This is a genomic window from Flavobacterium cerinum, from assembly GCF_004028155.1.
Lineage (GTDB): Bacteria > Bacteroidota > Bacteroidia > Flavobacteriales > Flavobacteriaceae > Flavobacterium > Flavobacterium cerinum.
Genome location: NZ_SBII01000008.1, coordinates 102016 through 128541, shown reverse-complemented (window position 1 = coordinate 128541; position 26526 = coordinate 102016). Strand labels below are relative to the sequence as shown.

Sequence of the window (26526 nt, the reverse complement as noted above, 5' to 3'; positions counted from 1 at the left end):
ATAATTGAAATTCATGTAGTTCATCTATTTTTTGTGTATTTCAACGACTTTTATTGCATTTTGTCTAAAAGACTTGTGAAGTAGGTCATAAGATTATATGTTTACAGAAGAAAATAGCATTAGTAAATTAATTTTTACGGTATTTTTGGGGGCAAAAAAAGGGAAAACTGCAACGTTTTCCCTTTTTTATTGTCAATAATGTTATTTTTGTAACATTCGAAGCTTCCGTAGTTATATTTTGATTTTAGCGATTGGATTTTGTGTTTTACATAACAATTGTGTTTGCTCTAATTACTGATAAAATTTATATCACTTCGGTAAACGGGATTTCTTCATTTAAGATCTCATTGATAAGCAGTACAAGTTGTGTTTTAAATTCCTCGAGCATTTCTGAATCCACAAAATCTTGTGTCGCGGCACCTTTGTCATGGTTGTCTTTATAAGAAAAATTCATAAAGCCGCTTTTCATATTTTTAAACGATATAATTCCGGCTTCTGTTTCCAGTCCGTCATTATTGGGTTCATACATGAAGGCGTAGGTGAGGAGCTGAATTATCTTTTCGTTCTTTACATCTGTCGGAAGGCCATTCCAGGTTTTAAGCACAAGATTTCCTTTTTCTACTTTACCGGTTTTATAATCTACAATTCTAATACGCCCATTGCGGTGTTCAATACGGTCAATATTACCTGCAATCATTACAGGATAGGGTAGTCTGTTGTCTTCCAGTAATCGTTCAAACTTTTTTTCCAGGGCAAGTATCTTAACCGTATCGCCATTCAATAATTGTTGTTTTTCCTGTTTCAGGAAGTTATGCACGTTACGTTTGGCAACTTCAAAGGCTAATAAGTTTCGCCCTTTTTTAATTTCGCCTTCCTTGTATACGAGTACAAATTGGCGCATTACTTCGTCGTCGGCCAGTGCTGTCATGGCATCTACATTGTGAGTGGCTAAGAATTTATCGACATAAGGTCTGTAGAGCTCCTCTAAGGCACCGTGAATGATTGTTCCTAGGGTATTTAGGGCAATGCTCTCTTCAACCTCTTCAACCTCGCGTATGCGAAGCACGCGCTGGTAATAGAATTGCATTGGGTTACGGATGTAGCCTGTTAATGCCGATGGCGAAAATCCTTTTCCTGTAGCGATCTCTTTTAGGCGTTCCATAACCTTGGGTGTTTTGGGTACAACCATAGGTTCATAAGCCTTATCAGGTAAAAAAGCATTGTATATACCTGTCTTGAGGGTATGTTTGGGTTTCTTTTCTATTTCAAGCTGGGTAAGGAAACGGCTGCGCTCCCCGGCATCAAGTCCTTCACTTTCGGTATTGTATAATAGGTAAATGTTTTTAGCACGCAGCATTAAATGATAAAAGTGATAGCTGTATATGGCATCTTTTTCTTTGTAGGTAGGAAGTCCCAACTCACGCTTTACGTCATAAGGTATAAATGAGTTTTGGGTTTTACCTGCCGGAAATTTCCCTTCGTTCATTGAAGTGATAATAACATTCTCGAAATCCAGCACACGGCTTTCGAGAACTCCCATGATTTGAAGTCCCGACAGTGGTTCACCTTCAAACGAAACTTCTGCCATATCAATTACCTGTTTGTATATGGAATAAAGAACGGGCAGGCTGTCCATTTGCGGGTAGGCCTCATAATAATTGATAAGCTTATTGATGACTTTAAATATCGAATACAAAAATGCTTTGGTGATCTTGTCTTCCTCATCATCTGCGCTCATGAAACCTTTCAGTGCAATAAGAATTTCTGATAATCGGGCAAGTATAGTTCCGGCATTGCTGTCCCATCGTTCAAACAGGAGTTTAAAGAACGGTGATGCATTGCCGTGCAGCGCAAATAACTTATCGAGTGAAAAGAAGGTAAAGTTATCTCGGTTGATAATTTCGAGTAGCTCTTTAGCTCCGGCATAGGGTTCTACCAGTGGATGCGTAAGGATGTCGAGTACCTCGCGATAGTATAATGTATAGCTTTTCTCGTTACGGTTAAGTGCATTGGTGTGCAGCTTAAAGAGTTTTTGTATTAGTAACTGCGCAGGGTTGTTTCGGCTGCTATAGCCCATTGTTATATTAAGTGCACCTACACTTTTAGGCAGGCTGTACAGTAGAGGGATAAGCATATTCTCTTCACCAAGAACTAATGCGGTTCTGTCAAGGCTGTGGCTCTGCTGCTGAAACTGCTCTACAAGTTCGCCTGCAATTTTTGCCTGTCCTACCGTTTTGGGTGTGCCAATGATGTTGATGTTCTTCGATTGGCTAAACTCGTCTACAATCCATTCAAAAGACTGTCCTGCATATTGTTTCCATTCTTTTTTGAAACGTCTTATAAAGAGCCCCGCATCGTGGTAGGGGTCATTTAAGAATGCCTGGTCAATATCCCAGTATATTTTCGCCTGCCCAACAGAGAGCAGGTGCTGTATAATTTTTTCTTCGGCAGCATTGAGCGCATTAAAGCCCGAAAAGATCATTTGTCCTTTAGTGAAAGCATTAGAGAAGTGATGGATATTTTTAACCGCCTCACGATAAATGAGTCCCTGATAACCGGTGCCCTTGTTTAAAAGATGGTTGTAAATTGACTCGTAATACAACGGCAATAGTTTCCAGAACTCCAGATAGTTTTCTATCATTGAGGTTCGGTTGTCCAGATCCAGCGACCAGTGCTTTATATCTTCAATGTCTTTAAGGTAAGATAATACATGTGCCGGGTTAAGCAGGTAACGGTCTATTTCGTTAAAATCCTGTAATAGGGTTTTTGCCCAGTTGGCAAATGTTTCAAAGGGCTGCTGTTTGTCTTTTGGGGTAATATTGAGGTAAACAGAGTAGAATTCAAACAGTAATTCTATGGCGTCTATGGAACGAATACCAGCCACATTTTGCACAAAATCTTCGATACTGATAATGCTAGGTGCAAAAACAGTAGTGCTTAATTGTTTTTTAAGGGCTTCAAGAAGAAATATTTTTGCCCTTTTGTTAGGCAGTACAATAACCACATCGGGTAGGGAACTACCGTAATCATTTATTAATTGAGTGCTTAGCTTGTCTAGAAAAGTTACATCTGCCATGGTATAAAAATAAAAAAACGTCCCCGATAAATCGAGGACGCTTTTCATTTATTTTGAGGTTTCCTTATTCTTTGATAAGTTTAACTTCTACTCTTCTGTTTTCAGCTTTACCTTTAGCAGTTTTGTTAGAAGCGATTGGTTTAGTTTCACCAAAACCAACTGATCTAAGTCTGTCTGAAGCGATACCATGCTCGATTAACCAAGTTTTAACTGCTGCTGCTCTGTTTTCAGATAGCGTTTGGTTAAGTGCATTACTACCATCACTGTCAGTGTGTCCTTCAAGGATGAATTTAGAGTTAGGGTACTCTTTAAGTATTTTGTTCATGTTTTCAAGAACAACATAAGTTTCATCTTTAAATGTAGCTTTACCACTGTTGAACAGGATAGTTTTAGCGTAATCGTTTAGTCTTTTAACAACTTCTTCGCTTACTTCTGGACATCCACGGTTAGCAACAGTACCTTTAACGTCTGGGCAAAGATCATCTTTGTCTAATACACCATCTCCGTCAGTATCTGGCCATGGGCAACCACCGTTTTCTTTTGGACCTTTAACGTCTGGACATTTATCGTTTTTGTCAGCGATACCATCTCCGTCAGTGTCAGGGCAACCTTGTAGGCTAGCAGGACCTGCAACATCTGGACAAGCATCATCTTTATCAGCGATACCATCACCGTCAGTGTCAGGACATCCTTGGAACTGAGCTAAACCAGCAATTTCTGGACAAGCATCATCTTTGTCTGGAATACCATCACCGTCAGTATCAGGACAACCTTGGAACTGAGGAAGACCAGCTATCTCTGGACAAGCGTCATCTTTATCGTAGATACCATCTTTGTCAGTATCTTTTCCACCAAATTTGAAGGTAAGACCTGCAAAATGCTGGATGTGTCTTGGTACATTAGCTTCTCCGAATTGATCTTCGAATGTATGTTTGTAAGTAGATTGTAGTGTAAGACCAACATTTTCTGTAAACCAGAAGTTGATACCAATACCACCATTTACTGTACCATTACCTTGCTCATCTAACCATGTGTAACCTCCACCAACGTGAACGTAAGGGTTAAACCAGCTTTTTGGCATGATGCTGTATTTGATGATACCATCTACACCGTAGTAAGTAAGATCGTCAACATGTTTGATGTAGTGAGAATTAGTTCCAACAGTACGTTGTACCATTTTATCAATTTTGTTTACAGATCCTGTAAGACCAAAAGAGAAGTTACTGCCTACGTGTCTAGACACGTTAATGTAAGATACAGATGGTAGTACATTCCACTCTTCAGTTTTGAAGTATTTGTCGAAGTTATTTTGTAAATCAGAACCTGATCCAAAACGTGTACTTACCGCATTGACACCAAAGGAAATTGCCCAAGGGTTGTCTTCGTCCTGCGCTTGAGCATTTAAGCTCATTGCCATAAGGGCCGCAACGAATAGTTTGTTAAGATGTTTCATACTTTTTATTTTAATTACAAAGGTTATATGGAGCAAATTTACTCTGTTAAAATTGAACAGCAAAACGTTTTATTAAAATTTATCCTACGGTTCACTCTAAATTGTCGTTAAATTATAGTTAACGCTTTCCCAACTTCTGTAAATGAGGCAATTGCGTGGTCCAAATGTTCCTTGTTATGAGCCGCCGAAAGCTGTACTCTTATCCTTGCTTTTCCTTTTGGAACCACCGGAAAAAAGAATCCGATTACATAAATACCTTTTTTAAGCAATTCGTCTGCCATTACCTGTGATAGTTTTGCATCATAAAGCATAACGGGTACTATAGCCGAGTCGCCATCGATGATGTCAAAACCGGCTTTTTTCATGCCGTCTTTAAAATAATTTGTATTCCACTCCAGTTTATCTCTTAGGGAAGTATCTTTTTTAAGAAGTTCAAATACTTTTATAGACGCACCTACGATTGATGGAGCTAGTGAGTTAGAGAATAAGTAAGGCCTTGAACGCTGCCTTAGCAGTTCGATAATTTCTTTTTTACCTGTAGTATATCCACCCATGGCACCGCCTAAGGCTTTACCAAATGTTCCTGTGATAATATCTACCCTGCCCATTACACCTTTCGCTTCCAGTGTGCCTTTACCGGTAGCACCTATAAATCCTGCAGCGTGGCATTCGTCTACCATTACCATTGCATCATATTTGTCTGCAAGGTCACATATCTTGTCTAGTGGTGCAACAACACCATCCATAGAGAATACACCATCGGTAACAATTAGTTTAAAACGGCGGCCTTCTTCGTTTGCTTTTATAAGCTGCTGCTCCAGCTCTTCCATATTGCTGTTTTCATAACGGTAACGTGCTGCTTTACACAAACGCACACCGTCTATAATAGAAGCATGGTTAAGGCTGTCTGAAATAATTGCATCTTCTTCGCCTAATAATGGTTCAAATACACCACCGTTAGCATCAAAAGCTGCTGCATATAATATAGTGTCTTCTGTACCATAAAACTCAGCTACTTCTTTTTCAAGGTTTTTGTGAATATCCTGAGTGCCGCAGATAAAACGAACAGATGACATACCAAAACCATGAGTATCTAAAGCATCTTTAGCTGCCTGTATAACTTCAGGGTGCGATGATAGGCCAAGATAGTTGTTTGCGCAAAAGTTGAGTACTTTTTGACCGGAGTCTAAAGTGATCTCTGCATCTTGCGGAGAAGCTATAATACGTTCTTTTTTGTAAAGCCCGTTTTCTTTAATTGTTTCCAGCTCGGCTGCTAAGTGCTCTTTTATTTTTCCGTACATTGTATTATGATTTGTTGTTCTTGTTTTTATTATTGATTCATTTTGTCATTTCGACCAACGGGAGGCTCGAGGCTTTAGCCGACTGGCGGAGCAAATCTCTATCAAATTTTATTAAGAGATTCTTCGACTTCACTGCGTTGCGCTCAGAATGACACCAGATGTCATTTCCCTTTGCTATTAAGGTATGTCGAATCCTGTTTTCAGGCCAAATTTACTACATTTATGGTATCTCCTATATATACGAGTGTTTTTTTAACCACCTGTAGTCCCATTTCTTCTAATGCTTTTTGATAGGATGCCAGCTGGGTTTCATACTTTGGCAGGTGCGCCCCGGTTTTATAATCTAATAATAAAGCGGTGTTTCCTTTTATAGCGACCCTATCCGGTTTTATGGTTTGTACATCGTGGCGGATTATGCTCTGCTCATTAAAAATAGTGTTATCTGTAGCGAAGAATATATTAAGTTCCGGATGGAAAATAACATCGGTGAGTGTTTTTTCTACCGTTTCCTGCTGGCTTCTCACGATCAGGCCTTCTTCGGTAGCTTTGATGATGGCGAGCGGAATATCATTCTCTGTTTTAATATAGGATAGTATTTCGTGCATCACATTACCAAACTCAATAGCCTGTAGTCGGGTAGTGCCCCACATGAGCGATTCACGCTGTGCGATTTTTACTGCCCTTGGATTGAATCGTTCTTTTACCACTTTAATGGTTTGCTGAGGTGCTTCCAGTTCCTGATGGTCTGAAAGTTTTGCCGGATCACCAAACTCATATTCGGTTACTTCATTATTAAAGAGCTGTTTGCTCATTAGGTACTTTATAAAGTAAGACGACATATTATTAGTAAGTTCGCCTTTGCTTGTAAAATTCCTGTTCGATATAATGTAGAGCTGTTCTTCGGCACGGGTAAGTGCCACATATAATATATTAATGTTGTCGAGCAGCTCTTCCTGCGATTTTATAGCATAAAGCTCTGATGCTTTTTCGCCATACTGAGCCACATCTTTATTGCTGTCTACCAAGGCCCTTTGAAATTCGAAGGTAGTATCATCAAGATCCAGCCACATTTTGCTGCGTGGAGCACGGCTGTAATCTTCTTCGGCAAATGGAAAAATAACTACCGGGAATTCCAGTCCTTTCGATTTATGAATGGTCATTATTCTAACGGCATCATTTCCTTCGGGTGACGGAATGCTGAATTTCGATCCATTCTTATCCCAATACTCTAAAAAGTCGGCAATACCCGATTGGGTTCGCATATCTCTTTCCAGTACCAGGTCTAAAAAGTACTGTACATAACTCTGGTTGCTTTTTTCTTTTACAAAAGCATCTACTATGGTTTCTACCGCTTCATAGAGTGATCGTTTTCTGCAATTTCTAAACGACATGTTTATGCCGTGAAGCCCAAGCCAGTTTTCCAGATGTTCTTCGGTAGGCTGTGCCATACCTTCGGCAATAAAGTCGTGAATGGCAATGCTGTTTTGCGTTCGTGCAGCAAAATATAAAAAGTGAGCCTTAGCTTCTATGTTCTCATTGCTTTTAAGATAGCGCAGCAGGTTAATGATAAGCTTAACCTCGGTGGCATTTTCAATAAGCAGTGTTTCGGATGATAATATAGGGATGCTGTTTTCGGTAAGGTAATTGGCAAGCAGCACCCCGGGTGTACGTTTACGCGTAAGCAATACAATATCTTTATAGTTAAAGCCATTGCTCAATGCTTTTTGAATAATGGCAAGAGTAGCGTCAAGATAAAGTGAGTCTTTGTTTACATCGTCATTATCGTCCTGCTGGACCTCCGAGATAAACGATATGTTTACATAGCCTCCTCCTTTATTGTTCACCTCCTGTTTGCTGCCGGCATACATGGTTTTGTAATCTTCGTCTTCAAATTCGTTAGCGAGGTAAGAAAAGAATTCATTGTTGAATTCTATCACATTGCTGTAACTTCTAAAGTTGGTACCCAGGTTGAGGGTTTCCATATCGGGATTAGAGAAAGGATTTTCGCCTTTACCCAGCGCGATTAGTTGTTCGGCCTTACCACCACGCCAGCGGTATATAGATTGTTTTGGGTCGCCCACGATCATAAGCGTGCCGCGATCGCCCGTTAGGTCTTCGCTGGAAAGCGCATTATCGATAAGCGGAATAAGATTGTTCCACTGCATTTGTGAGGTATCCTGAAACTCATCAATAAAAAAATGACGGTAGCGTTCGCCTAGCCTTTCATATATAAAAGGAGCAGGCTGGTTTTGGATCTCTTTATGGATTATAGCATTGAATTCGGATATCGAAAGTACATTCTGCTCCTTTTGTATGCGTTCCAGCTCCTGCCCAATAGAATTAAGGAGCGATAATGGTGTTATGTTTTTTAGGAATGCCTGATAAAAATTGCGTTTCTCATAGTTTTTATACACCTTTTGAAGTGTAGCTATGATATCATTTAGCATGCTCTCTATAAGCTCACGGTCTTTTGCGGCTTTATTAATCTGAACATCTTCCGGTTCATGAAATCGCTTATGGGTACTGTTTAAAGTGTTGTCTCTTATATAACCCAAATGATTTGGGAAAGTCCCTCGGGAAAACGACTTAAGATCTACGCCTTTGTTTTCCAGTAAAGCTATAAGTTCATTGGCTAATGCCTTATTGTCTGCTTCTAATGCTGATATCGACTGTTTAAGTTTCTCTTTTATAAATAGGAACTCTTCTATAGTCTTGTCTTTAAACTGATGCAGCTCATTACGATTGTTCTCGTCAATAAGCAGTCTTCCGGTTTCAAACAGCTCATACGTTACGTCCCAGCTTTTATCATTATCGGTTTTATCTAACGAGAAATCGACCAATAATGCCGTTAATACATCATTTTCTCCCGCTTTAGCGATAATAGCATCTACGGCTTCCTGCAAAAGGCTGTCGGTTTCCAGCGAAACGTCAAACGAAACCGAAAGGTTAAGGTCGTGCGCAAAAGCACGAATTACTTTATGGGTAAATCGGTCGATGGTAGAAATATCAAACGAAGCGTAGTTATGAATGATGTTCTTGATGATAGACCTCGACTTATCCTGTATGGTAGCGATGGATAAACCGGTTTCCTGTGCCAATACTTTCATGAGCGCCAATGCACGTTCACCCGGATCTTCTTTAGAAAAATCCGAAAGGTTCAGGATGATACGGTTCTTCATCTCGGCCACAGCTTTGTTAGTAAAAGTAATGGCAAGAATTTTTCTGTAAGCATCATCGGTAGTAGATTGTAAAAGGATGCGCAGGTATTCTTTTACCAGCGTATACGTTTTACCAGAACCCGCCGAAGCGTTGTAAATTGAGAAAGCAGTTTTATGCACTTATAATGAGTGTTTTAAATTTTGAAGGTAGAATTATAACAAAAACTTAATTAGAGTAAGCCTTAAAATCTGTAAATTTGGATTAAAATTAATATTAATCTTTTAAATTTCGGATATTATGGCTTTTGAATTACCAAAACTTCCTTACGCATATGATGCCCTAGAACCACATATTGATGCTAAAACTATGGAGATTCACCATACTAAGCACCATAATGCCTATACAACTAACCTAAATGCTGCTATCGCCGGTACAGACCTTGAAGGTAAAACTATAGAAAACATCCTTATAAACCTTGATCTTACTAACAAACCGGTAAGAAACAACGGTGGAGGTTATTATAACCACAACCTTTTCTGGACTATACTTTCTCCAAACGGAGGAGGCGAGCCTACAGGTGAACTTGAAGCGGCTATAGAAAGTGCTTTTGGTTCTTTTGCAGAATTTAAAGCAGCTTTTGCTAAGGCAGCAGCTACACAATTCGGGTCTGGATGGGCTTGGTTATGTGTAGATAAAGGTGGTAAGGTATCAGTTTGCGCTACACCTAACCAGGATAATCCACTTATGCCGGAATCTGGCTGCAATGGTACTCCAATTCTTGGTCTTGACGTATGGGAACATGCTTACTATTTAAACTACCAAAATAGAAGACCTGATTATATCGAGGCTTTCTTTAGTGTAATTAACTGGACAGAAGTTGCAAGACGTTACGCTCTTGATAAATAGAGATCTATTCCCTTTATATAGAAACGGATGCCGAAAGGTATCCGTTTTTTGTTTTATAGAAGCTTGATTTTATAATGAAATGCCGGATGACACGGATCGAGCGTATTACTATCAGAACATTCGAAGTGAAGCTTTATCGCGCTTCGACAAGCTCAGCGTGACAGAAATGTTCGTTTAAATTCTTAATAAAGGAACGCGGATGACATGGATCTACCGGATTATTACATCATAACATTCGAGTGAAGCTAGGGCCTGAAACTTTGTGGCGTAAAGCAAATCAAAGCTCGAGGCGTTAAGAAAGATTTGCTGTTTGAAGCGAAGCAAGTTCAAATCTTTTAGACGAAAGCGTGGATTTGTAGCCTAAGAAGTTAAGCCTTGAATTTTTGATTCTTTTGTTTCAAGACAAAAGAACAAACTAAGACTTTTGATTAAAAAAAAACGAGGATGACGCAGATATAGCGGATTATTGCAGATTTTTTTGAGATTCTTCCTTCGTCAGAAGGGCAAATCGGTCTTGTAATAATTGTGTCATTTCGACCGGAATATAGTGGAGTGGAGAAAGCTAAAGATTTAATTATAAAATTTGATTAGCAGATCTTGAAAAAGTCTAACGCTTCTTTTAAAAGTGCTTTTTTGTTCTCAATGTGGCTCATGTGCCCGTGTGGATAAGAAACCAGTTTAACGGAAGTACCTTCAATCTGGTCAGCATGATCTTCGTATACAAGGCTCTGGTCTTTTTTTCCTAAAACAAGCAGGATAGGGTAGGGTGAAAAATGGAGTATCACTTCGCGGTCGTTGCGTGTTTTCATTCCTTCCAGTGCGGCAACAATACCCTGTAAAGGGGTTTTTACTGCCTGGTCGCGCAACGCATCGATCTCTACTGCAAAACGCTCGCGGTTCTCTTCGCTGAATAAATTGGCAATCGACATGCGTACAAAGCTTGTATAGTTTTGCTTTACAGCTTTAATGGCGCGGTCGCGGTTTATCTTGCGTTCGTCGCTATCGGCGCGTGAAGTAGAGTTTTGTAATAAGATGCCCTTGATCATATCAGGATACAATTCGGCGAAAGCCAATGCTACATAACCACCCATGGAATGCCCCATGAATATGGCTTTACGGATGCGGAGCTCGTGCAGTACCGTATGAACGGCGTCGGCCATATCTTCCATGGTATGTACATACCCCAGGCATTCCGTTTCTCCATGACCTAAAAGGTCAATGGTAATGACCCTGTACTTCTTACTGAACTCGGTTACATAAAAATTCCACATGGTGCTGTTTTCTAAAAAGCCGTGAAGCAGTACAATGGCAGTGCCTTTTCCGGTTTCAGAATAGCTGAGGTTGATGTTTTTGTAGTTGAGTTGTTTCATTGTATGAAGTCCGATGCCGGAGGTCTGGTATTCTAAAATATGATTATTTTACCGTGTCACACTGAGCTTGTCGAAGCGTGTTACGGTATTTAGTGCAAAAATAATCTATCTGAATAAATTACAAAGGATATTAAGAAAACAAAAACAGCCCGTAATAAGTTTGATGTTTTTTATTTGTTGCGGCGCTTCGACAAGCTCAGCATGACAGAACGTTTTGGTATTAAAAGTCGGTTTTGCTTGGAAGTATTGGGAACGCGGATGACGCGGATTGATCGGATTATCACGGATGTTAAAACAAAAACAGCCCACAATAATGTGAGCTGTTTTTTATTTTGTGGTTAACACACCCCTGAGAGGAGTAGGTTAACCTGAAACAAATTACTGATTCATTAAACTTTCAATTTCGTCTGCTTCAATAGGTATGTTGCGCATCAGGTTAAATGGCTCGCCGCTTGGCTGTACCACAACGTTATCTTCAAGACGGATACCAAAACCTTCTGCCGGAATATAAATTCCGGGCTCTACGGTAAATACCATGTTGGCTTTCATTGGCTCAACTAATAATCCGTAATCGTGAGTGTCAAGTCCTAAATGGTGCGATGTACCGTGCATAAAGTACTTTTTGTATGCCGGCCATGCAGGGTCTTCATTCTGAACATCGGCTTTGTCAATAAGGCCAAGGCCAAGAAGCTCTGATGTCATAAGTTTACCAACTTCAAGGTGGTATTGTTTCCATAATGTACCCGGAACAAGCATTTTTGTAGCTTCGTTCTTAACGCGTAAAACAGCGTTGTAAACGGCTTTCTGCCTATCAGTATAACGGCCGGAAACAGGAATTGTACGGGAAAGGTCACTTGAGTAATTAGCATATTCGGCAGCAACGTCAAGCAGTATTAATTCCCCATCTTTACATTGCTGGTTATTTTCTACATAATGCAGTACGTTAGCATTTTTACCCGATGCAATGATCGGTCCGTAAGCAAAGCCTTTAGAGCGGTTACGCACAAACTCATGCAGTAATTCTGCTTCGATCTCATACTCCATAACACCCGGTTTAACAAAACCAAGCAGTCGGCGGAAGCCTTTTTCGGTAATGTTGCAAGCCTGCTGCATAAGGTCAAGTTCTTCGTTTTCTTTTATAGAGCGAAGGCGCTGTAGTATCGGGTTGCTTTTTGCAACCTGGTGTGCCGGGTATTTCTCTTTCCACCATTTAATAAAACGGTCTTCACGGGTTTGTGTTTCTACAGCCGAACGGTAGTGCTCGTTGGTGTTAATGTACATGGTGTCGCAGTAGGTCATTACCTCAAAAAGGGTTTTTTCCATATCCTGTAACCAAAATACACTTTTGATGCCTGATACTTCAAAAGCTCTTTCTTTAGTTAGCTTTTCGCCATGCCAAACAGCAATATGCTCGTCGGTTTCACGAAGAAAAAGCATTTCGCGCAGGTGCTCATAAGGAGCATCCGGGCAAAGTACAAGTATACTTTCTTCCTGGTCTACGCCGCTAAGGTAAAATATATCACGGTGCTGCTGGAAAGGCATTGTGCTGTCTGCACTAATAGGGTAAATGTCGTTTGAGTTAAATACCGCAACGCTTTTAGGTTTCATCTCTGCCATAAATTTTTTACGGTTTTTAATGAACAGGTTACGGTCTATCTGATGGTATTTCATGATGCTGATTTTTATTCGAAAACCAAAAGTACTAAGATTATTGAGAAATTATGTTAAATCGTATAGTAGAGTTTTATGATATATTTGCGATATATAAAATTTGGGTATGAATTCTGTTTTTGAATTGAAAATAATAGATCTTCATTGGATAGATAATGAAGATAATGCATCAGATTTATGCGCTCATGGTCATGTGTTCCTTAAAATTGGAAATGAAATTGTTTGCGATAAAGAGAGTCTGGATGTTACAGTTAGCGCTACAGCTCTGTATTTAATGAGAACACTGGAGTCTAATTATAAAGTAGGGGATAATGATAATCAATTACTGCCTTGCTGTGGACATTTTTATGTCCCTGTTTCTGTTGATGAGGTATATATTGTTGGTTGTCCCAGCGGTATTGACTGGACAATTGAACATTTTGAAGATAGCGTTAAGCATACAACAAAAAATAACGAAACCTGTCTCATCGATTTTGTAGATTACAAAACAGCCGTGTTGAATTTTGCAGATACGGTCGCAAAATTTTATGATGGCAGCTTGTCAAAAGAATGGCCGATAGATGAACCTGATGTAAAAGGTTATGAAGCTTTTTGGAATGAATGGAACAGTTTAAGGAATAAATGGCTTTAGATTGAAATATATATATGAATCAGGGCGGGAAGTGATTGGGTAAGTTTAGGATGGACGCTGTGTTTTTCACAAATTTGGCGGGAAATGCACATAATTTTCCGGGATCTGTAATTCCCAAACGGGCTTTAATCGTTATTTTTGCGCCAAAATTATTCATAAATCAGTATTCATGAAATTATATACTTTAATGGCGGCTCTTGTTGTGTGCTTTTTTGCGAATGCCCAGGACAAACAAGCCTACCAGATCTACACGAAAGACGGTAAACCCACAACCTACAAAAAGCTTCTGAAAGCTTCTGAAGATACCGATGTGCTTTTTTTTGGTGAAAACCATGACAATGCACTTAACCATTGGCTGCAATTGGAGCTGACAAAAGACCTTGCCGAAAAGAAAAGCCTTATACTTGGTGCCGAAATGATAGAGGCTGATAACCAAAAACAACTCAATCAGTACCTGAAAGGGGAGATCGATCAAAAGGTTTTTGACAGCACGGCGCGTCTTTGGAAAAACCATAAGACCGATTACAAGCCGTTAGTTGATTTTGCAAAAGACAAAAAGTTCCCTTTTATAGCGACAAACGTTCCAAGGCGTTATGCAAGCATGGTGTATAAAGGAGGTTTTGAAGCGCTGGATAAATTATCTGCCGAAGAAAAAACATGGGTTGCGCCTTTACCAATTGCTTATGATGCTGCGTTACCTAAGTATGTAAAGATGCTGGAGATGTCGGGCGGGCATGGTGGAGATAACCTGCCTAAAGCACAAGCGGTGAAAGATGCTACTATGGGGTATTTTATTGCTCAGAACTTAAAGCCGGGAACTGTTTTTGTTCATTATAACGGTACATATCATAGTGATCATTTTGAGGGCATTAACTGGTACCTTAAACGATTAAAGCCAAACGTAAAGATCATTACTATCGCGGCTGTACAGCAAAAGGATGTTTCTAAGTTGGAAAAAGAATTCCTTAATTCGGCTGACTTTATACTTGTAATTGATGAAGATATGACAAAAACCTTTTAGTAACTGCCTTGCGGCAGAATGATTGAAAAGAGAATTATAATGCATTTTTTTGGGTGTTTTAAGAAATAATTGATCCTTTAAGGTAATTATTCTTAATGATACTTCGGTAATCAGGCATTTATACTCATTATAAATTAGTCGCAAAGGTTGTAGTTAATTGGTTTTCGCCTTATTTTTGTTTGACTTTTTAAAAACTTTATCTTTAATTAAATACTATGGCAAAATCTGCACTATTAAAGTCGTCCCTTGCTAAGAAATACTGGATGGCTCTGACAGGTTTATTTCTCTGCCTTTTCCTTGTCGGGCATTTAATCGGTAACCTTCAGTTACTTTCCTCAAGCGAAAATGCAGCATTGCATTTTAATCAGTACGCACTATTCATGACCACAAATCCTGCAATTAAGCTGCTGTCTTACTTAACTTATATTTCGATTCTTTTTCACGCTATAGACGGTATCGTGCTGACTGTGCGTAATAAAAAGGCGAGACCTGTTAATTATGTAATGAACAACCCGTCTAAAAATACGATCTGGGCTTCAAGGAACATGGCCGTTTTAGGTACTGTTATCCTGATTTTCATCGTTACACACATGGTGACGTTTTGGGGGAAAATGCACTTTGATAAAGCAATGCCTTTACAAACAATGACAATTAGCGCCGGTGGCATGCCTCAGGAATTTTATCTTACTACAGATGGTGGATATGTTCCAAAAGGGCAGGTAGATCAGGGTGCTATGGTAATTAAAAACAGAACAGAGTTTTTTGATGCAGGTGCTAATGTAAAAGTAAAAGAAGGTTACAAAGATCTTTATAAAATTACAGTTGCCTTTTTTAAAGATGCTAAGTTTGGTTTGATCTATACTATTCTTTATGCAATATCAATGATAGTGCTTGGATTCCACCTTTACCACGGTTTTGGCAGTGCATTCCAGTCTTTAGGAGCTAATAATCCTAAATACAACGGGCTTATCAAAAATTTCGGGAAAGGATTTGCAATTATAGTTCCGCTATTGTTTGCTATCATTCCTATTTACATTCACTTTTTTATAAAATAATCAACATCAATAACTATGTTAGATTCTAAGATACCCAAAGGGAATATATCCGACAAATGGACGGACTATAAAGACCATTTAAAACTGGTAGCCCCAAACAACAGACCTAAGATTGATGTAATTGTTGTAGGAACAGGACTTGCCGGAGCATCTGCTGCTGCATCTCTTGCCGAAATGGGCTATAATGTAAAAGCATTTTGTTTCCAGGATTCTCCACGTCGTGCACACTCTATTGCTGCACAAGGTGGTATAAATGCTGCTAAAAATTACCAAAATGATGGTGATAGTATTTACAGACTTTTTTATGATACTATAAAAGGAGGAGACTACAGAGCGCGTGAAGCTAACGTTCACCGTCTTGCTGAGGTTTCTAATAATATAATTGACCAGTGTGTTGCACAAGGTGTGCCTTTTGCACGTGATTATGGCGGGATGCTGGACAACCGTTCATTTGGTGGGACACAGGTACAACGTACTTTTTATGCTGCAGGACAAACAGGCCAGCAGTTACTATTAGGTGCATATTCTGCATTGTCAAGACAAATTGGCCAGGGCAGGGTAGAAATGTTTAACCGTCACGAAATGCTTGATATCGTTAAGGTAGACGGTAAAGCTCGTGGTATTATTGCACGTAACCTTATTACCGGTGAGATCGAGAGACATTCTGCTCACGCAGTTATCATCGCTTCAGGTGGTTACGGTAATGTTTATTTCCTTTCTACAAATGCTATGGGTAGTAACGTTACTGCTGCATGGAAAATACATAAAAAAGGAGCTTATTTTGCTAACCCTTGTTTCGTACAGATCCACCCTACGTGTATCCCGGTTCATGGCGTAAACCAATCTAAACTTACCCTGATGTCTGAGTCACTTCGTAACTCCGGTCGTATTTGGGTTCCTAAGAAAAAAGAAGATGCAGAAGCAATTCGTGCAGGTAAATTAAAACCGGTGCAAATTGCTGAAGATGATAGAGATTACTTCCTTGAAAGAAGATACCCTGCGTTTGGTAACCTTGTACCACGTGATGTGGCTTCAAGAGCTGCAAAAGAGCGTTGCGATGCCGGTTTTGGTATCGAAGCGAATGCTACAAATGAAGGTGTTTATCTTGATTTCTCTTCAGAAATTATCAGTAAAGGAAAACAAACAGCTTATGCTTCAGGTAATCACCATCCAACAGATGAAGAGGTTATCAAATTAGGTAAGGCCTGGATCGAGGAGAAATATGGTAACCTTTTCCAGATGTACCAAAAAATTACTGATGAGAATCCATATGAAACTCCAATGAAAATCTATCCTGCGGTTCACTATACCATGGGTGGTGTTTGGGTTGATTATAACTTACAGAGTACAATTCCTGGCTGTTTCGTAGCCGGTGAAGCTAACTTCTCTGATCACGGTGCTAACCGCCTTGGAGCTTCTGCATTAATGCAGGGTCTTGCAGATGGTTACTTTGTGTTGCCTTACACAGTATCTGACTACCTTGCGAATGATATCCGTACAGGGAAAATTCCAACAGACTCTCCTGAGTTTGATGAGGCAGAGAAAAGTGTAAGAGCTCAGATTGATATGTTCCTTAACAACAACGGTACACGTTCTGTAGATCATTTCCATAAAGAACTTGGTCTTATTATGTGGAATAAAGTTGGTATGGGCCGTAATGAGCAGGGATTAAAAGAAGCTGTTGCAGAAATTGATGCTCTTAGAGCAGAATTCTACAAAGAAGTATATGTTCCCGGATCTGCGAACGAGATGAATCCAGAGCTTGAAAAAGCACTTCGTGTAGCCGACTTTATGGAGCTTGGCCAATTAATGGCGATGGATGCGCTTCAGCGTAAAGAATCTGCCGGTGGTCACTTTAGAGAAGAATACCAGGATTCAGAAGGTGAAACCCTTCGTGATGATGTGAACTTTAATTTCGTAGGCGCATGGGAATATGGTGGAAACGATATTAATGCAGAGAAACTTCATAAAGAAGTGTTAGAGTATGAGTACATCAAAATTGCCGCTAGGAACTACAAATAAAATTTAAGAGACATGGCTTCTAATAAAAATATAAATATAAACCTTAAAATTTGGCGTCAGAAAGATGCTAAATCTAAAGGAAAAATAGAAACGTATAAACTGGATAATGTTTCGACTGATAGTTCTTTCTTAGAAATGCTAGATCAGTTAAACGAACAGCTTATCAACAGCAGGCAGGAGCCTGTGGCATTTGACCATGACTGCCGTGAAGGTATTTGCGGTATGTGTTCGTTATACATTAACGGTAGAGCACACGGACCTGATACTAAGATCACAACATGTCAGCTTCACATGAGAATGTTTAAGGATAACGATACTATTTATGTTGAGCCCTGGAGATCTAAAGCTTTCCCTGTGATCAAAGATTTAGTTGTTGACAGAAGTGCTTTCGAAAGAATTCAGCAGGCAGGTGGTTTCGTATCTGTAAATACATCAGGACGTACTATCGATGCTAATGCTACTCCGGTACCTAAACATGATGCAGACAGAGCTTTTGAAGCTGCTGCATGTATTGGTTGCGGTGCTTGTGTTGCGAGCTGTAAAAACGGATCTGCAATGTTGTTTGTAGGTGCAAAAGTATCTCAGTATGCTTTATTGCCACAAGGTAAAGTAGAAGCTGCTGACAGGGTACTTAATATGGTAAGACAAATGGATGAAGAAGGATTTGGTAACTGTACTAATACAGGTGCTTGTGAGGTAGAATGCCCTAAAGGTATTTCACTTGAAAACATTGCACGTATGAACAGAGAATACTTATTCGCCAGCGTGAAATAATACTTCGGGTTAATTATTATATAGAAAACGCATCCCTAGGGATGCGTTTTTTTTTTGAATTATTTTTTTGGCTCGTTTCATTTTTGTGACGCTTCGACAGGCTCAGCGTGACTGTGTTGTGTTGTTTCTGGAGTAGAGAATTTAAATGTAATGAAACACTTCGGTTTCTAGTTAACCTTCTCACAAAAAAGGGAGACTATGTTTTTTTGAGTTTGTATATAGTCACGCTGAGCTTGTCGAAGCGCTATTTGTTAAAAACTTGTGATGCTTTACTGATAATTTTAATACTAATCCTTATCTGCTTCGTTAGCTACATTTTCCAGGAAGGCTACAAAGTTGTCTTCGTGGTTTACGTCCAGTTTCTTTCTAATGCGATAACGCGCATTTTCTACGCCGCGCAATGAGATATTTAACAATGGCGATATCTCTTTATTCGTCAGGTTCATTTTTACGAAAGCGCAAAGTCGTAATTCCCTTTTAGTAAGGGTAGGGTTCAGTTTTTTGAGCTCTTCGAAGAAGTTGTGGTGTACTTTTTCAAAATTCACATCAAATACTTCCAGGTAGTCTTCGCCTATTTTATGCTGATTGAGTTTCTGGAAGATCTGGAACAGTTTTTTACGTGAATCGTCATTTTTCACATAGTCTTTTAACTCTTTAAGGTCAACCGTTATTTCGTTGAAAATGTCTTTCTTCTTAATCAAAAGCATGGTGTAGTTAGCAAGTTCTTTACTGTTGTTAAGTATTTCTTCCTGCAGGTATGTCCTGTCTTTGCTTATTTCTTCCTTATCGCGTTGCAGCTTTAGCTGTTCGACCTCTAACTCAAGCATTTTCTTGGCCTTTAATGCTTCCGATTTAGTTTTAAGGTGTTCTGCCTCGATTCTTCTTTTAATATAGCGGATGGCGCCTATAATCAATAAAAACGCAATGATGGTGTATAGTATATAAGCGAGATTTGTTTGATACCATTTTGGCAGAATAGTAAAGTTGTAAGCCGCTTCTTTACCAAGTAATCCTGAGGTGTTTCTGCTTCGCACTTTAAACGTATATTTCCCCGGGCGAAGGTGGGTGTATTCTTTATATGGGATCTTTTGCCAGCTGGACCAGTTGTTATCTACATTTTCCAGCATATAGCTGTATTGTACATCGGTGCCGTGTGTCATGTTTGGTGCGGCAAATTCAAAACGAAGTATGTCGGTTTGGTTAGGCAGCACTTCGGGCTCTGCCTGGTTGTTGTTTAACGGCAGCAGGTTAAACTCCTGGTCCCTTGAATACGAAATTTGGGTGATAACAGTGTTTATATTCGCACTGTTACGCGGGTTTTCTATGGTATAAAGAAACAGGCCTGTGGTAGTTCCAAATAGTACATTATTGCCGGCAAGGTTTACAATACATTCCAGACCACGGTTAAAGCTGCCTTTAAGATTCAGAAACAGATCTTTATGAAGTTCAGGTTTTTTCTCGGCGGTGTAAAAATATCCCGCTTCGTCATCCTGAACAAACCACGTCTTGTTACCGGCCTGCATTAATTTACGTGTGTTTTTTGTAGGATCAAGAATGTCATTAAGTGTCTTGTAGGGTACAAACTTATTTTGTTTTTGGTCGTAGCGGTAAATGCCGGTATTGGTTGTGAAAACAATCTCCCCTTTCCAGCGTGTTACATTTACGTTGAATGACGACCCCAGGCCGTTTTTATTCGTGTAATGATCAACAGAGCTTACTCTGTTGTAAGACGGGCTTATTCGTATTTTGAACACGCCCTTGTAACCGTGGCATACCCAATAGGTAAAAGGTTCATCTGCCGGAAGGATATCTCTTGCCGACTCATCAAAGCCAGATATCTTTTCGTGAAGCAGCCACTGGCCATTGCTTTTTTCGAGAAGATAAAGCCCGTTGTAGTGAGAAGCGAGATAAAGTCCTGGTTTGTTTTTTATTGGTGTTACTTTCCAAAATCCGGTAACGGTACCAATTTTAAAGGCATTTCCGTTATCAATTTTAAACAAGCCATTGTCGTGGCTCACAATAACATCGCCATCCAGTTGTTGTAGGGACCATGCCTGCCCGTGCAGGTTTTCTATCTTTTTGAAATCATGAATTGACGAAGGGTTTTTCTCGTTGAAATAAGAATAGTAAACCCCTTGATTGGTAGCCAGATAAATATGGTCTTTATAAGCAAGTGCATCGTATACTGACGCTTTGTTGAAAAGGTAAGTATAAGGTGAAAGGAAATCGATATAAGCCAATCCGTTATTTTGAAGAACCCATATATTGCCGTCTTTACCTGCATATAGTCTATGGATAACCGATTCCTGCAGGTTTTGAAAAATTGCAGGACTTTGGATAACCTGCCCGTTAGCATTGGTCATTATTATTTTAGAACTCAGCGTACCGATAAACAAATCGCCATTGCTGTATTTTATAGCAGATAATACCAGATCGGGCTTGTTGTTCTTGAAAATATTATTGAGTAGTTCCAGTTTTCCGGAAGCGGGGATGCCCTGAAAAACACTTCCTTGTTTAGTGACTACAGTAATGGCGTTTTTTATGTTTCCGGGAAGTATGGCGACAATTTCCTCATTATTGTATTGTTCTTTCCCAATCACTAATATAGGTTCATTGCTATTTGCCGTAAGTTTTAAAATACCATGATTGGTGTCCTGAATGTAATAATCGCTGCCTATTACATTCGAATAAATAAAGGAGGTTGTGGCAGGTATGTGTGTTGCTGTTTTGTTACTAATGCTAATAAGTTCATTAAAAGAACGGCACAGTACTTTATTACCCAGTACGTGAATATCCCAAATGTTTTCAATGTTATTGCCTGTAAGTTGTAACTCGTCTATAAGCGATTTGTAAAAGTACCTTCCTGTTTTGTCTTTTTGCAGTGTACCTATCTCATTATAGCCTCCGACATAAATGGTGCCTTTGGCATCGATCTCAAGGCTTCGCACAGACGAATTGTTTGGCAGGTTTAATTTTTGCCAATGTTCGCCGTCAAAAATAATAACACCGTCATTATTGCCAAAAAAGATGGTTCCGTGGCTGTCGCGGCACATGGCCCAAAATTGTGGATCGGCATTAAAATCGCTTCGGGTGTACTGCGTAATCTTTCCGGATAACTTTAGATAATCGGAAGGAGGATTTTGAGCGTAAAAGACGAAATGAAAAAAAATAAGTAAGAAAATATTTAGAAACCTTTTTTTCATGCTGTTTGTTAATTCTGTATTAAGGCCATGTTAATCTATTTATAAGCGCAAACGATGTAAAATACCTTTATGCTGCCTAAAATTAGATCGAATAGTATACAAAACTACTCAAATATTTTTTAATATAAACTTTTGCTTAACAATATGTTATAAAAAAAAAGTAACCATTTGAGTGTACACTTTTTATGTATGGTGTAAACAAAGTGTACATAATTACTTCAGTACTGGATTGCATAATTATAATTTGGTCGCATTAAAGTTTAAATCGAAAACGATTGCGAGTTTGTAATAGTTGATTATATCTCAATCTGGCCCATTGAGTGATGAACTAAATGCAAACAAGTGTTTTTCGCAAGTTTAAAATTAACCCTAACCCAACAAATCTCATGCGATTTAAAAACTACTTAATTTTAATTTTGTTCTGCTTTTCGGCAGTTTCTTTTGCCCAGTCTATCGAGGTAAAAGGAGTTGTTCAGGATGCAGTAACAGGAATGACTCTTCCGGGCGTTAATGTCCTGGTAAAAGGGTCTGCAGCCAATGCCGCTACTGATATGGATGGTAACTTTGCCATTTCTGTAAATCAGGGTGATGTTTTGGTGTTTAATTATATCGGATATGCCTCTCAGGAGGTTGCAGCAAGTGCTTCTATGAAAGTACAGCTTAAAGAAGATGCTACTCAACTACAGGAAGTAATTGTTGTGGGTTATGGCTCACAACAGAAAAAAGATATTACAGGTGCAGTAGCAGTAATAGATGGTAAAAAATTCGAAAACCGTTCAAATAACCAGCTAGGAAGTCTTTTACAAGGACAAACTGCAGGTGTACAGGTAATCTCTAACTCTGGTAAGCCAGGCGGAGGTTTTAATGTAAGAGTGCGTGGTACAAGCTCGATTACAGCAGGTAGTGATCCTATTTATGTGATTGACGGTGTAATAACATCTGATACCCGTTCATTAAACCCAGCTGATATTGAAACAATGTCTGTTCTTAAAGATGCTTCTTCGGCAGCTATTTATGGTTCTCAGGGTAGTAATGGTGTTGTTATCATTACAACCAAACAAGGAAAAACAGAAAAACCGGTACTTACGTATGAAACCTACACAGGTTTTCAATCGGTTTGGAAAAAGATGGATGTTCTTAATTCACAGCAGTATCGTGAGCTTCAGGAAGAAAGAGGCTTAACAACTGACTGGAATTTATATAACAACAATACAAACTGGCAAAATGAGGTGTTTAGAACTGGTTTTTCTAAGAGCCACCAGCTTTCGCTTTCTGGGAAAAGCAATAAAACGGCTTATTATGTTTCAGGAGGTTCTGTAAATCAGGAAGGTGTTGTGAGAACAGCTGAAATGAGCAGAAAAACATTTAAAGTAAACCTTACTCAGGAAGTTACCGATTGGTTAAAAGTGGGTACTAACATGAATTATGTTGATTACAAAGATGTAGACGTTCCGGATAACCAGGCGGTGAATCAGGGTGGTGTAATATTAGGTATGCTAAGTACGCCACAAAACATTGGTATCTTTAACCCGGACGGTACTTACACAAGTAACCCTTTCCAAAACTGGGAAAACCCGGTTTCTGCTACAGATGCTGCAAAGAGAGGTTATAGAAGCCAGCGTGTTTTTGGTAATGTGCATGCCGAAATTGGCCTTGCTAGAGGATTAAAGTTTAGAACGAGCCTTGCCATAGACCATTCTAACGGTTCTAATGATTATTTCCTAAACCCATATACTACAAGTTACGGTAGAGCGATGAAAGGTATAAGCCGTTACTCAACAGATCTTTATAACTACTATATGTTTGACAATACGTTAACATATAAACTGAACATACAAAAACATGCTTTTGAAGCTCTTGCCGGTACGGTTTACCAAAAATCACGTTGGGAAACAAGTTCTATGGAAACAAGAGGTTTTGCAGGAGATGGTATTGAAACACCAAATGCAGGTGCTCAAATAATCGCTGCTACAGCAAGAAAAGACGAAAAATATAACTCTTCTGTTCTTTCAAGAATAAACTATTCATTTGACGATAAGTATCTTTTAACAGCAAACTTTAGAGCCGATGCTTCAAGTGTATATGGTCCAAATGAAAAATGGGGTTATTTCCCATCGGTATCTGCCGGCTGGAGAATTTCTAACGAATCGTTTCTAAAAGAATCAAATACGGTTAATGACCTTAAATTAAGAGCCGGATGGGGTCTTGTAGGTAATGATAATATTCGTAATTATGCTTGGTACCAAACGGTTAAAGTAGGCAGCAATTACCCTATAGGTGGTGTTATTGAACCGGGTAACTATCCTTCTTCGTTAGAAAACAGGGATCTTAAATGGGAAGCTTCTGAGCAGCTTAACTTTGGTGTCGATGTTGCTTTATTTAACAACAGAGTTAAGTTTAGTGCCGATGCTTATAGAAAGACAAGTAAAGATCTTTTACTGGATGTGCCTATCCCAAGAACTAGTGGATTTGATACTGCTCTTATGAATGCAGGTTCTATTGAAAACAAAGGTTTAGAGTTCCAGTTATCTACAATAAACTTTGACGGTGAAGATTTTAAATGGAGTACCGATTTAAATATTTCATTTAACAGAAATGAGGTTACAAGTCTTGTAGGCGAAAAAATAACTACTGGAAATATTGCAGGAAGAGGCGACGCTGTACTTATTCAGGAAGGCAAGCCTTTAGGCCAGTTTTTTGGTTATCAGTGGGGTGGTGTAGATTCAGACACAGGTAATGTGTATTATATTGCTAAAGACGGTTCACGTACTTTTAAACCTAAAGAAGAAGATAAAAGAAACATTGGTAATGCCAATCCTGATTTTATTTATGGTGTAACAAACAATTTTAGCTATAAAAACTTTAGTTTAAACTTATTCTTCCAAGGCTCTCAGGGTAATGATATGTTCAACGCTACCAGAATTGATACAGAAAGTATGATTGATGCTAAAAACCAATCTACAGCAGTATTAAACCGTTGGCAGGCTAAAGGTGACGTGACTAACGTACCTAGGGTAATTACAGATGGTAGTATTGAAAACTCAAGAATATCTTCTCATTATGTAGAAGACGGTTCATACGTTAGACTTAAGGCCGTGACTTTTGCATACGATTTTTCTAAAATGTCACTTGACAAAATTGGTTTAAGTGCATTAAAATTATATGTAACAGGGGAGAACTTATTTACAATTACTAACTATTCTGGTTTTGATCCTGAGGTAAGTTCTTTTGGGAATAGTACAGATACTGGTTTAAAAAATCAGGCAATGGGTATTGACTATGGAACATACCCGCAAGCAAGGAATATTATTTTTGGTATAAGGGCATCATTATAAAAAAAAGACTATGAAAATATTAAACAATAAAAAGACTATTTGTGCACTGATGCTTGCTTCTTTGATGTTTGCATCGTGTGATGATAACCTGGATACAATACCAATTTCTGATGGTGTTAATCAAAACTCTTATGAAACAGGCGACCAAATTGAGGCTGCACTAACAGGAGTATATGAGTCTTTTCAGGGTAATGATTATTATGTTTGGGATCACATTATTTTTTCTGATGTGCGTTCTGATAATGATTATGCAGGAGGAGATAACCCGGAAATTTTTCAGGTAGAGAATATCAATATTGAATCTACTAATGGTCGTGTTTACAATGCATGGAGTGCTATTTACAATGCTATTGCAAAAGCAAACGTTGTTTTAGAGCAAACACCTAAAGTGCAAAGAATGCTTACTGAAGAAAGAAGAGAACAAATAATAGGTGAAGCTTACTTTTTGAGAGCTTACCATTATTATACTCTTGTAAGATTATATGGTGGTGTACCATTAGTTTTAGAGACTGTAAAATCAGCAGATCCAAGTGTTGTAAGAGTTCCAAGAAGTACAGAGCAGGCAACCTATGATCAAATTATTGCCGATCTTACTATTGCAGCAGCAAAACTACCGGATACTTATGGTGATGTTGCATCTGTAAATAAAGCACGTGCTACAAAAGGTGCTGTTTATGCCTTGCTTGCAAAAGTATATGCACAACAACCAACGCCAAATTATGGCCAGGTAATTAACTACGCTAATCTTGTAATGACAAGTACGGCAGGATATAACCTTATGGGTAGCTTTGCTGAGTTATTTGACGGAAGCCATTATAACAACATGGAATCGATACTGGAAATACAATTTTTAGGAGGTAATGAAGGTACATGGGGGCCGCAAATGCAATTACCGCCATCTGTAAGTGGCGATTCATGGAGAAAATTTGTAACGCCATCTCATGATTTGGTAAACGCGTTTGATGCTGAAGGTGATGATGTGCGTAAAAATGCAACGATCCTTTTTGAAAATGTAGACTGGGTAGATGAGTTTTGGGGTAATGCAAAAGGAAGTTCTGTACCGTTTTCATACAAATGGAAAAATGCAGGCGGCTGGAACAGTTCAGACCATGTTTACTTACTACGCCTTGCTGATATTATTCTTTTAAAAGCAGAAGCGCATAACGAACTTGGACAAACAGGTCTTGCTGAGCAGGAAGTAAATAAAATTAGGTTAAGAGTTAATTTACCTGTATTAACTGCCGAACAAACTGCATCTCAGGTTACAATGAGAAAAGCAATTCTTAATGAAAGAAGACTGGAACTTGCACAAGAAGCACACCGTTGGGATGACCTTGTGAGAAGTAAAAATGTAGTACAGGTTATGAATGCTGTTCAGGATATTGACCTGAGAAGCGGAAAATCGGTTAACTATGACATGAAAGAATTTGAAATTTTGCTTCCAATACCTCAAAAAGAGTTAAACAGGAATCCAAACCTTTCACAAAATCCAGGTTACAATTAATACAATCTTATAAGGCACGCCAAAAGTAAAGTACTTTTGGCTGCT

15 protein-coding genes are annotated in these 26526 nt (G+C 39.0%); 8 read left to right on the top strand and 7 right to left on the bottom strand.

What is annotated here, in order from left to right:
* Positions 1 to 304: 304 nt before the first annotated feature.
* The 4 genes from EPI11_RS11825 to EPI11_RS11810 form a co-directional block, all read right to left on the bottom strand.
* Positions 305 to 3076, bottom strand: coding sequence for a PD-(D/E)XK nuclease family protein (locus EPI11_RS11825; RefSeq protein WP_128390315.1), 2772 nt, complete (start codon positions 3074 to 3076; stop codon positions 305 to 307).
* A 64-nt stretch (positions 3077 to 3140) separates the two neighbouring features.
* Entirely contained in the window at positions 3141 to 4529 is a 1389-nt protein-coding gene (locus EPI11_RS11820; RefSeq protein WP_128390182.1) for an OmpA family protein, read from the bottom strand.
* A gap of 107 nt (positions 4530 to 4636) precedes the next feature.
* Positions 4637 to 5830 carry a glycine C-acetyltransferase gene (gene kbl / locus EPI11_RS11815; protein ID WP_128390181.1) on the bottom strand — a complete coding sequence of 398 codons (1194 nt, stop codon included), beginning with the start codon at positions 5828 to 5830 and terminating at the stop codon, positions 4637 to 4639.
* Positions 5831 to 6030: 200 nt separating this feature from the next.
* A complete protein-coding gene (locus EPI11_RS11810) occupies positions 6031 to 9168 on the bottom strand; it encodes a UvrD-helicase domain-containing protein (RefSeq protein WP_128390180.1) in 3138 nt (1045 codons plus the stop codon).
* A 118-nt stretch (positions 9169 to 9286) separates the two neighbouring features.
* Between EPI11_RS11810 and EPI11_RS11805 the strand changes: the two genes are divergently transcribed.
* Positions 9287 to 9895, top strand: a complete 609-nt coding sequence (locus tag EPI11_RS11805; protein WP_128390179.1) for a superoxide dismutase — start codon at positions 9287 to 9289, stop codon at positions 9893 to 9895.
* Positions 9896 to 10482: 587 nt separating this feature from the next.
* Here EPI11_RS11805 and EPI11_RS11800 read toward each other — a convergent pair.
* Positions 10483 to 11265 (bottom strand): alpha/beta fold hydrolase, encoded by a 783-nt coding sequence (locus EPI11_RS11800; RefSeq protein WP_128390178.1) that lies wholly within the window; start codon positions 11263 to 11265, stop codon positions 10483 to 10485.
* 378 nt (positions 11266 to 11643) lie between these two features.
* Positions 11644 to 12936, bottom strand: coding sequence for an aminopeptidase P family protein (locus tag EPI11_RS11795; RefSeq protein ID WP_128390177.1), 1293 nt, complete (start codon positions 12934 to 12936; stop codon positions 11644 to 11646).
* 106 nt (positions 12937 to 13042) lie between these two features.
* Between EPI11_RS11795 and EPI11_RS11790 the strand changes: the two genes are divergently transcribed.
* From EPI11_RS11790 to EPI11_RS11770, 5 genes are all read left to right on the top strand, one after another.
* Complete coding sequence (locus EPI11_RS11790; RefSeq protein ID WP_128390176.1) at positions 13043 to 13567, top strand: hypothetical protein; 525 nt, start codon at positions 13043 to 13045, stop codon at positions 13565 to 13567.
* 169 nt (positions 13568 to 13736) lie between these two features.
* Entirely contained in the window at positions 13737 to 14588 is an 852-nt protein-coding gene (locus EPI11_RS11785) for a ChaN family lipoprotein (protein ID WP_128390175.1), read from the top strand.
* Between the two features lie 215 nt (positions 14589 to 14803).
* Positions 14804 to 15643 carry a succinate dehydrogenase cytochrome b subunit gene (locus EPI11_RS11780; RefSeq protein WP_128390174.1) on the top strand — a complete coding sequence of 280 codons (840 nt, stop codon included), beginning with the start codon at positions 14804 to 14806 and terminating at the stop codon, positions 15641 to 15643.
* A gap of 9 nt (positions 15644 to 15652) precedes the next feature.
* The gene (locus EPI11_RS11775) at positions 15653 to 17665 is read left to right on the top strand and encodes a fumarate reductase/succinate dehydrogenase flavoprotein subunit (protein ID WP_164879167.1); all 2013 of its coding nucleotides are present in this window, start codon (positions 15653 to 15655) and stop codon (positions 17663 to 17665) included.
* Between the two features lie 12 nt (positions 17666 to 17677).
* Positions 17678 to 18439 (top strand): succinate dehydrogenase/fumarate reductase iron-sulfur subunit, encoded by a 762-nt coding sequence (locus EPI11_RS11770; protein ID WP_128390172.1) that lies wholly within the window; start codon positions 17678 to 17680, stop codon positions 18437 to 18439.
* A 287-nt stretch (positions 18440 to 18726) separates the two neighbouring features.
* On the opposite strand, the gene EPI11_RS11765 is transcribed toward EPI11_RS11770, so the two are convergent.
* On the bottom strand, positions 18727 to 21642 hold the full coding sequence (locus EPI11_RS11765; RefSeq protein ID WP_128390171.1) for a helix-turn-helix and ligand-binding sensor domain-containing protein: 2916 nt from the start codon (positions 21640 to 21642) through the stop codon (positions 18727 to 18729).
* Between the two features lie 386 nt (positions 21643 to 22028).
* Between EPI11_RS11765 and EPI11_RS11760 the strand changes: the two genes are divergently transcribed.
* Positions 22029 to 24977 carry a SusC/RagA family TonB-linked outer membrane protein gene (locus EPI11_RS11760; protein WP_128390170.1) on the top strand — a complete coding sequence of 983 codons (2949 nt, stop codon included), beginning with the start codon at positions 22029 to 22031 and terminating at the stop codon, positions 24975 to 24977.
* Between the two features lie 10 nt (positions 24978 to 24987).
* Positions 24988 to 26481 (top strand): RagB/SusD family nutrient uptake outer membrane protein, encoded by a 1494-nt coding sequence (locus tag EPI11_RS11755; RefSeq protein ID WP_241657619.1) that lies wholly within the window; start codon positions 24988 to 24990, stop codon positions 26479 to 26481.
* Positions 26482 to 26526 lie beyond the last annotated feature (45 nt).

Bases quoted from the DNA above. Each gene is read 5' to 3' on its own strand.
- EPI11_RS11825 (WP_128390315.1), bottom strand. From the start codon at position 3,076: ATGGCAGATGTAACTTTTCTAGACAAGCTAAGCACTCAATTAATAAAT.
- EPI11_RS11820 (WP_128390182.1), bottom strand. From the start codon at position 4,529: ATGAAACATCTTAACAAACTATTCGTTGCGGCCCTTATGGCAATGAGC.
- kbl (WP_128390181.1), bottom strand. From the start codon at position 5,830: ATGTACGGAAAAATAAAAGAGCACTTAGCAGCCGAGCTGGAAACAATT.
- EPI11_RS11805 (WP_128390179.1), top strand. From the start codon at position 9,287: ATGGCTTTTGAATTACCAAAACTTCCTTACGCATATGATGCCCTAGAA.
- EPI11_RS11800 (WP_128390178.1), bottom strand. From the start codon at position 11,265: ATGAAACAACTCAACTACAAAAACATCAACCTCAGCTATTCTGAAACC.
- EPI11_RS11795 (WP_128390177.1), bottom strand. From the start codon at position 12,936: ATGAAATACCATCAGATAGACCGTAACCTGTTCATTAAAAACCGTAAA.
- EPI11_RS11790 (WP_128390176.1), top strand. From the start codon at position 13,043: ATGAATTCTGTTTTTGAATTGAAAATAATAGATCTTCATTGGATAGAT.
- EPI11_RS11785 (WP_128390175.1), top strand. From the start codon at position 13,737: ATGAAATTATATACTTTAATGGCGGCTCTTGTTGTGTGCTTTTTTGCG.
- EPI11_RS11780 (WP_128390174.1), top strand. From the start codon at position 14,804: ATGGCAAAATCTGCACTATTAAAGTCGTCCCTTGCTAAGAAATACTGG.
- EPI11_RS11770 (WP_128390172.1), top strand. From the start codon at position 17,678: ATGGCTTCTAATAAAAATATAAATATAAACCTTAAAATTTGGCGTCAG.
- EPI11_RS11765 (WP_128390171.1), bottom strand. From the start codon at position 21,642: ATGAAAAAAAGGTTTCTAAATATTTTCTTACTTATTTTTTTTCATTTC.
- EPI11_RS11760 (WP_128390170.1), top strand. From the start codon at position 22,029: ATGCGATTTAAAAACTACTTAATTTTAATTTTGTTCTGCTTTTCGGCA.
- EPI11_RS11755 (WP_241657619.1), top strand. From the start codon at position 24,988: ATGAAAATATTAAACAATAAAAAGACTATTTGTGCACTGATGCTTGCT.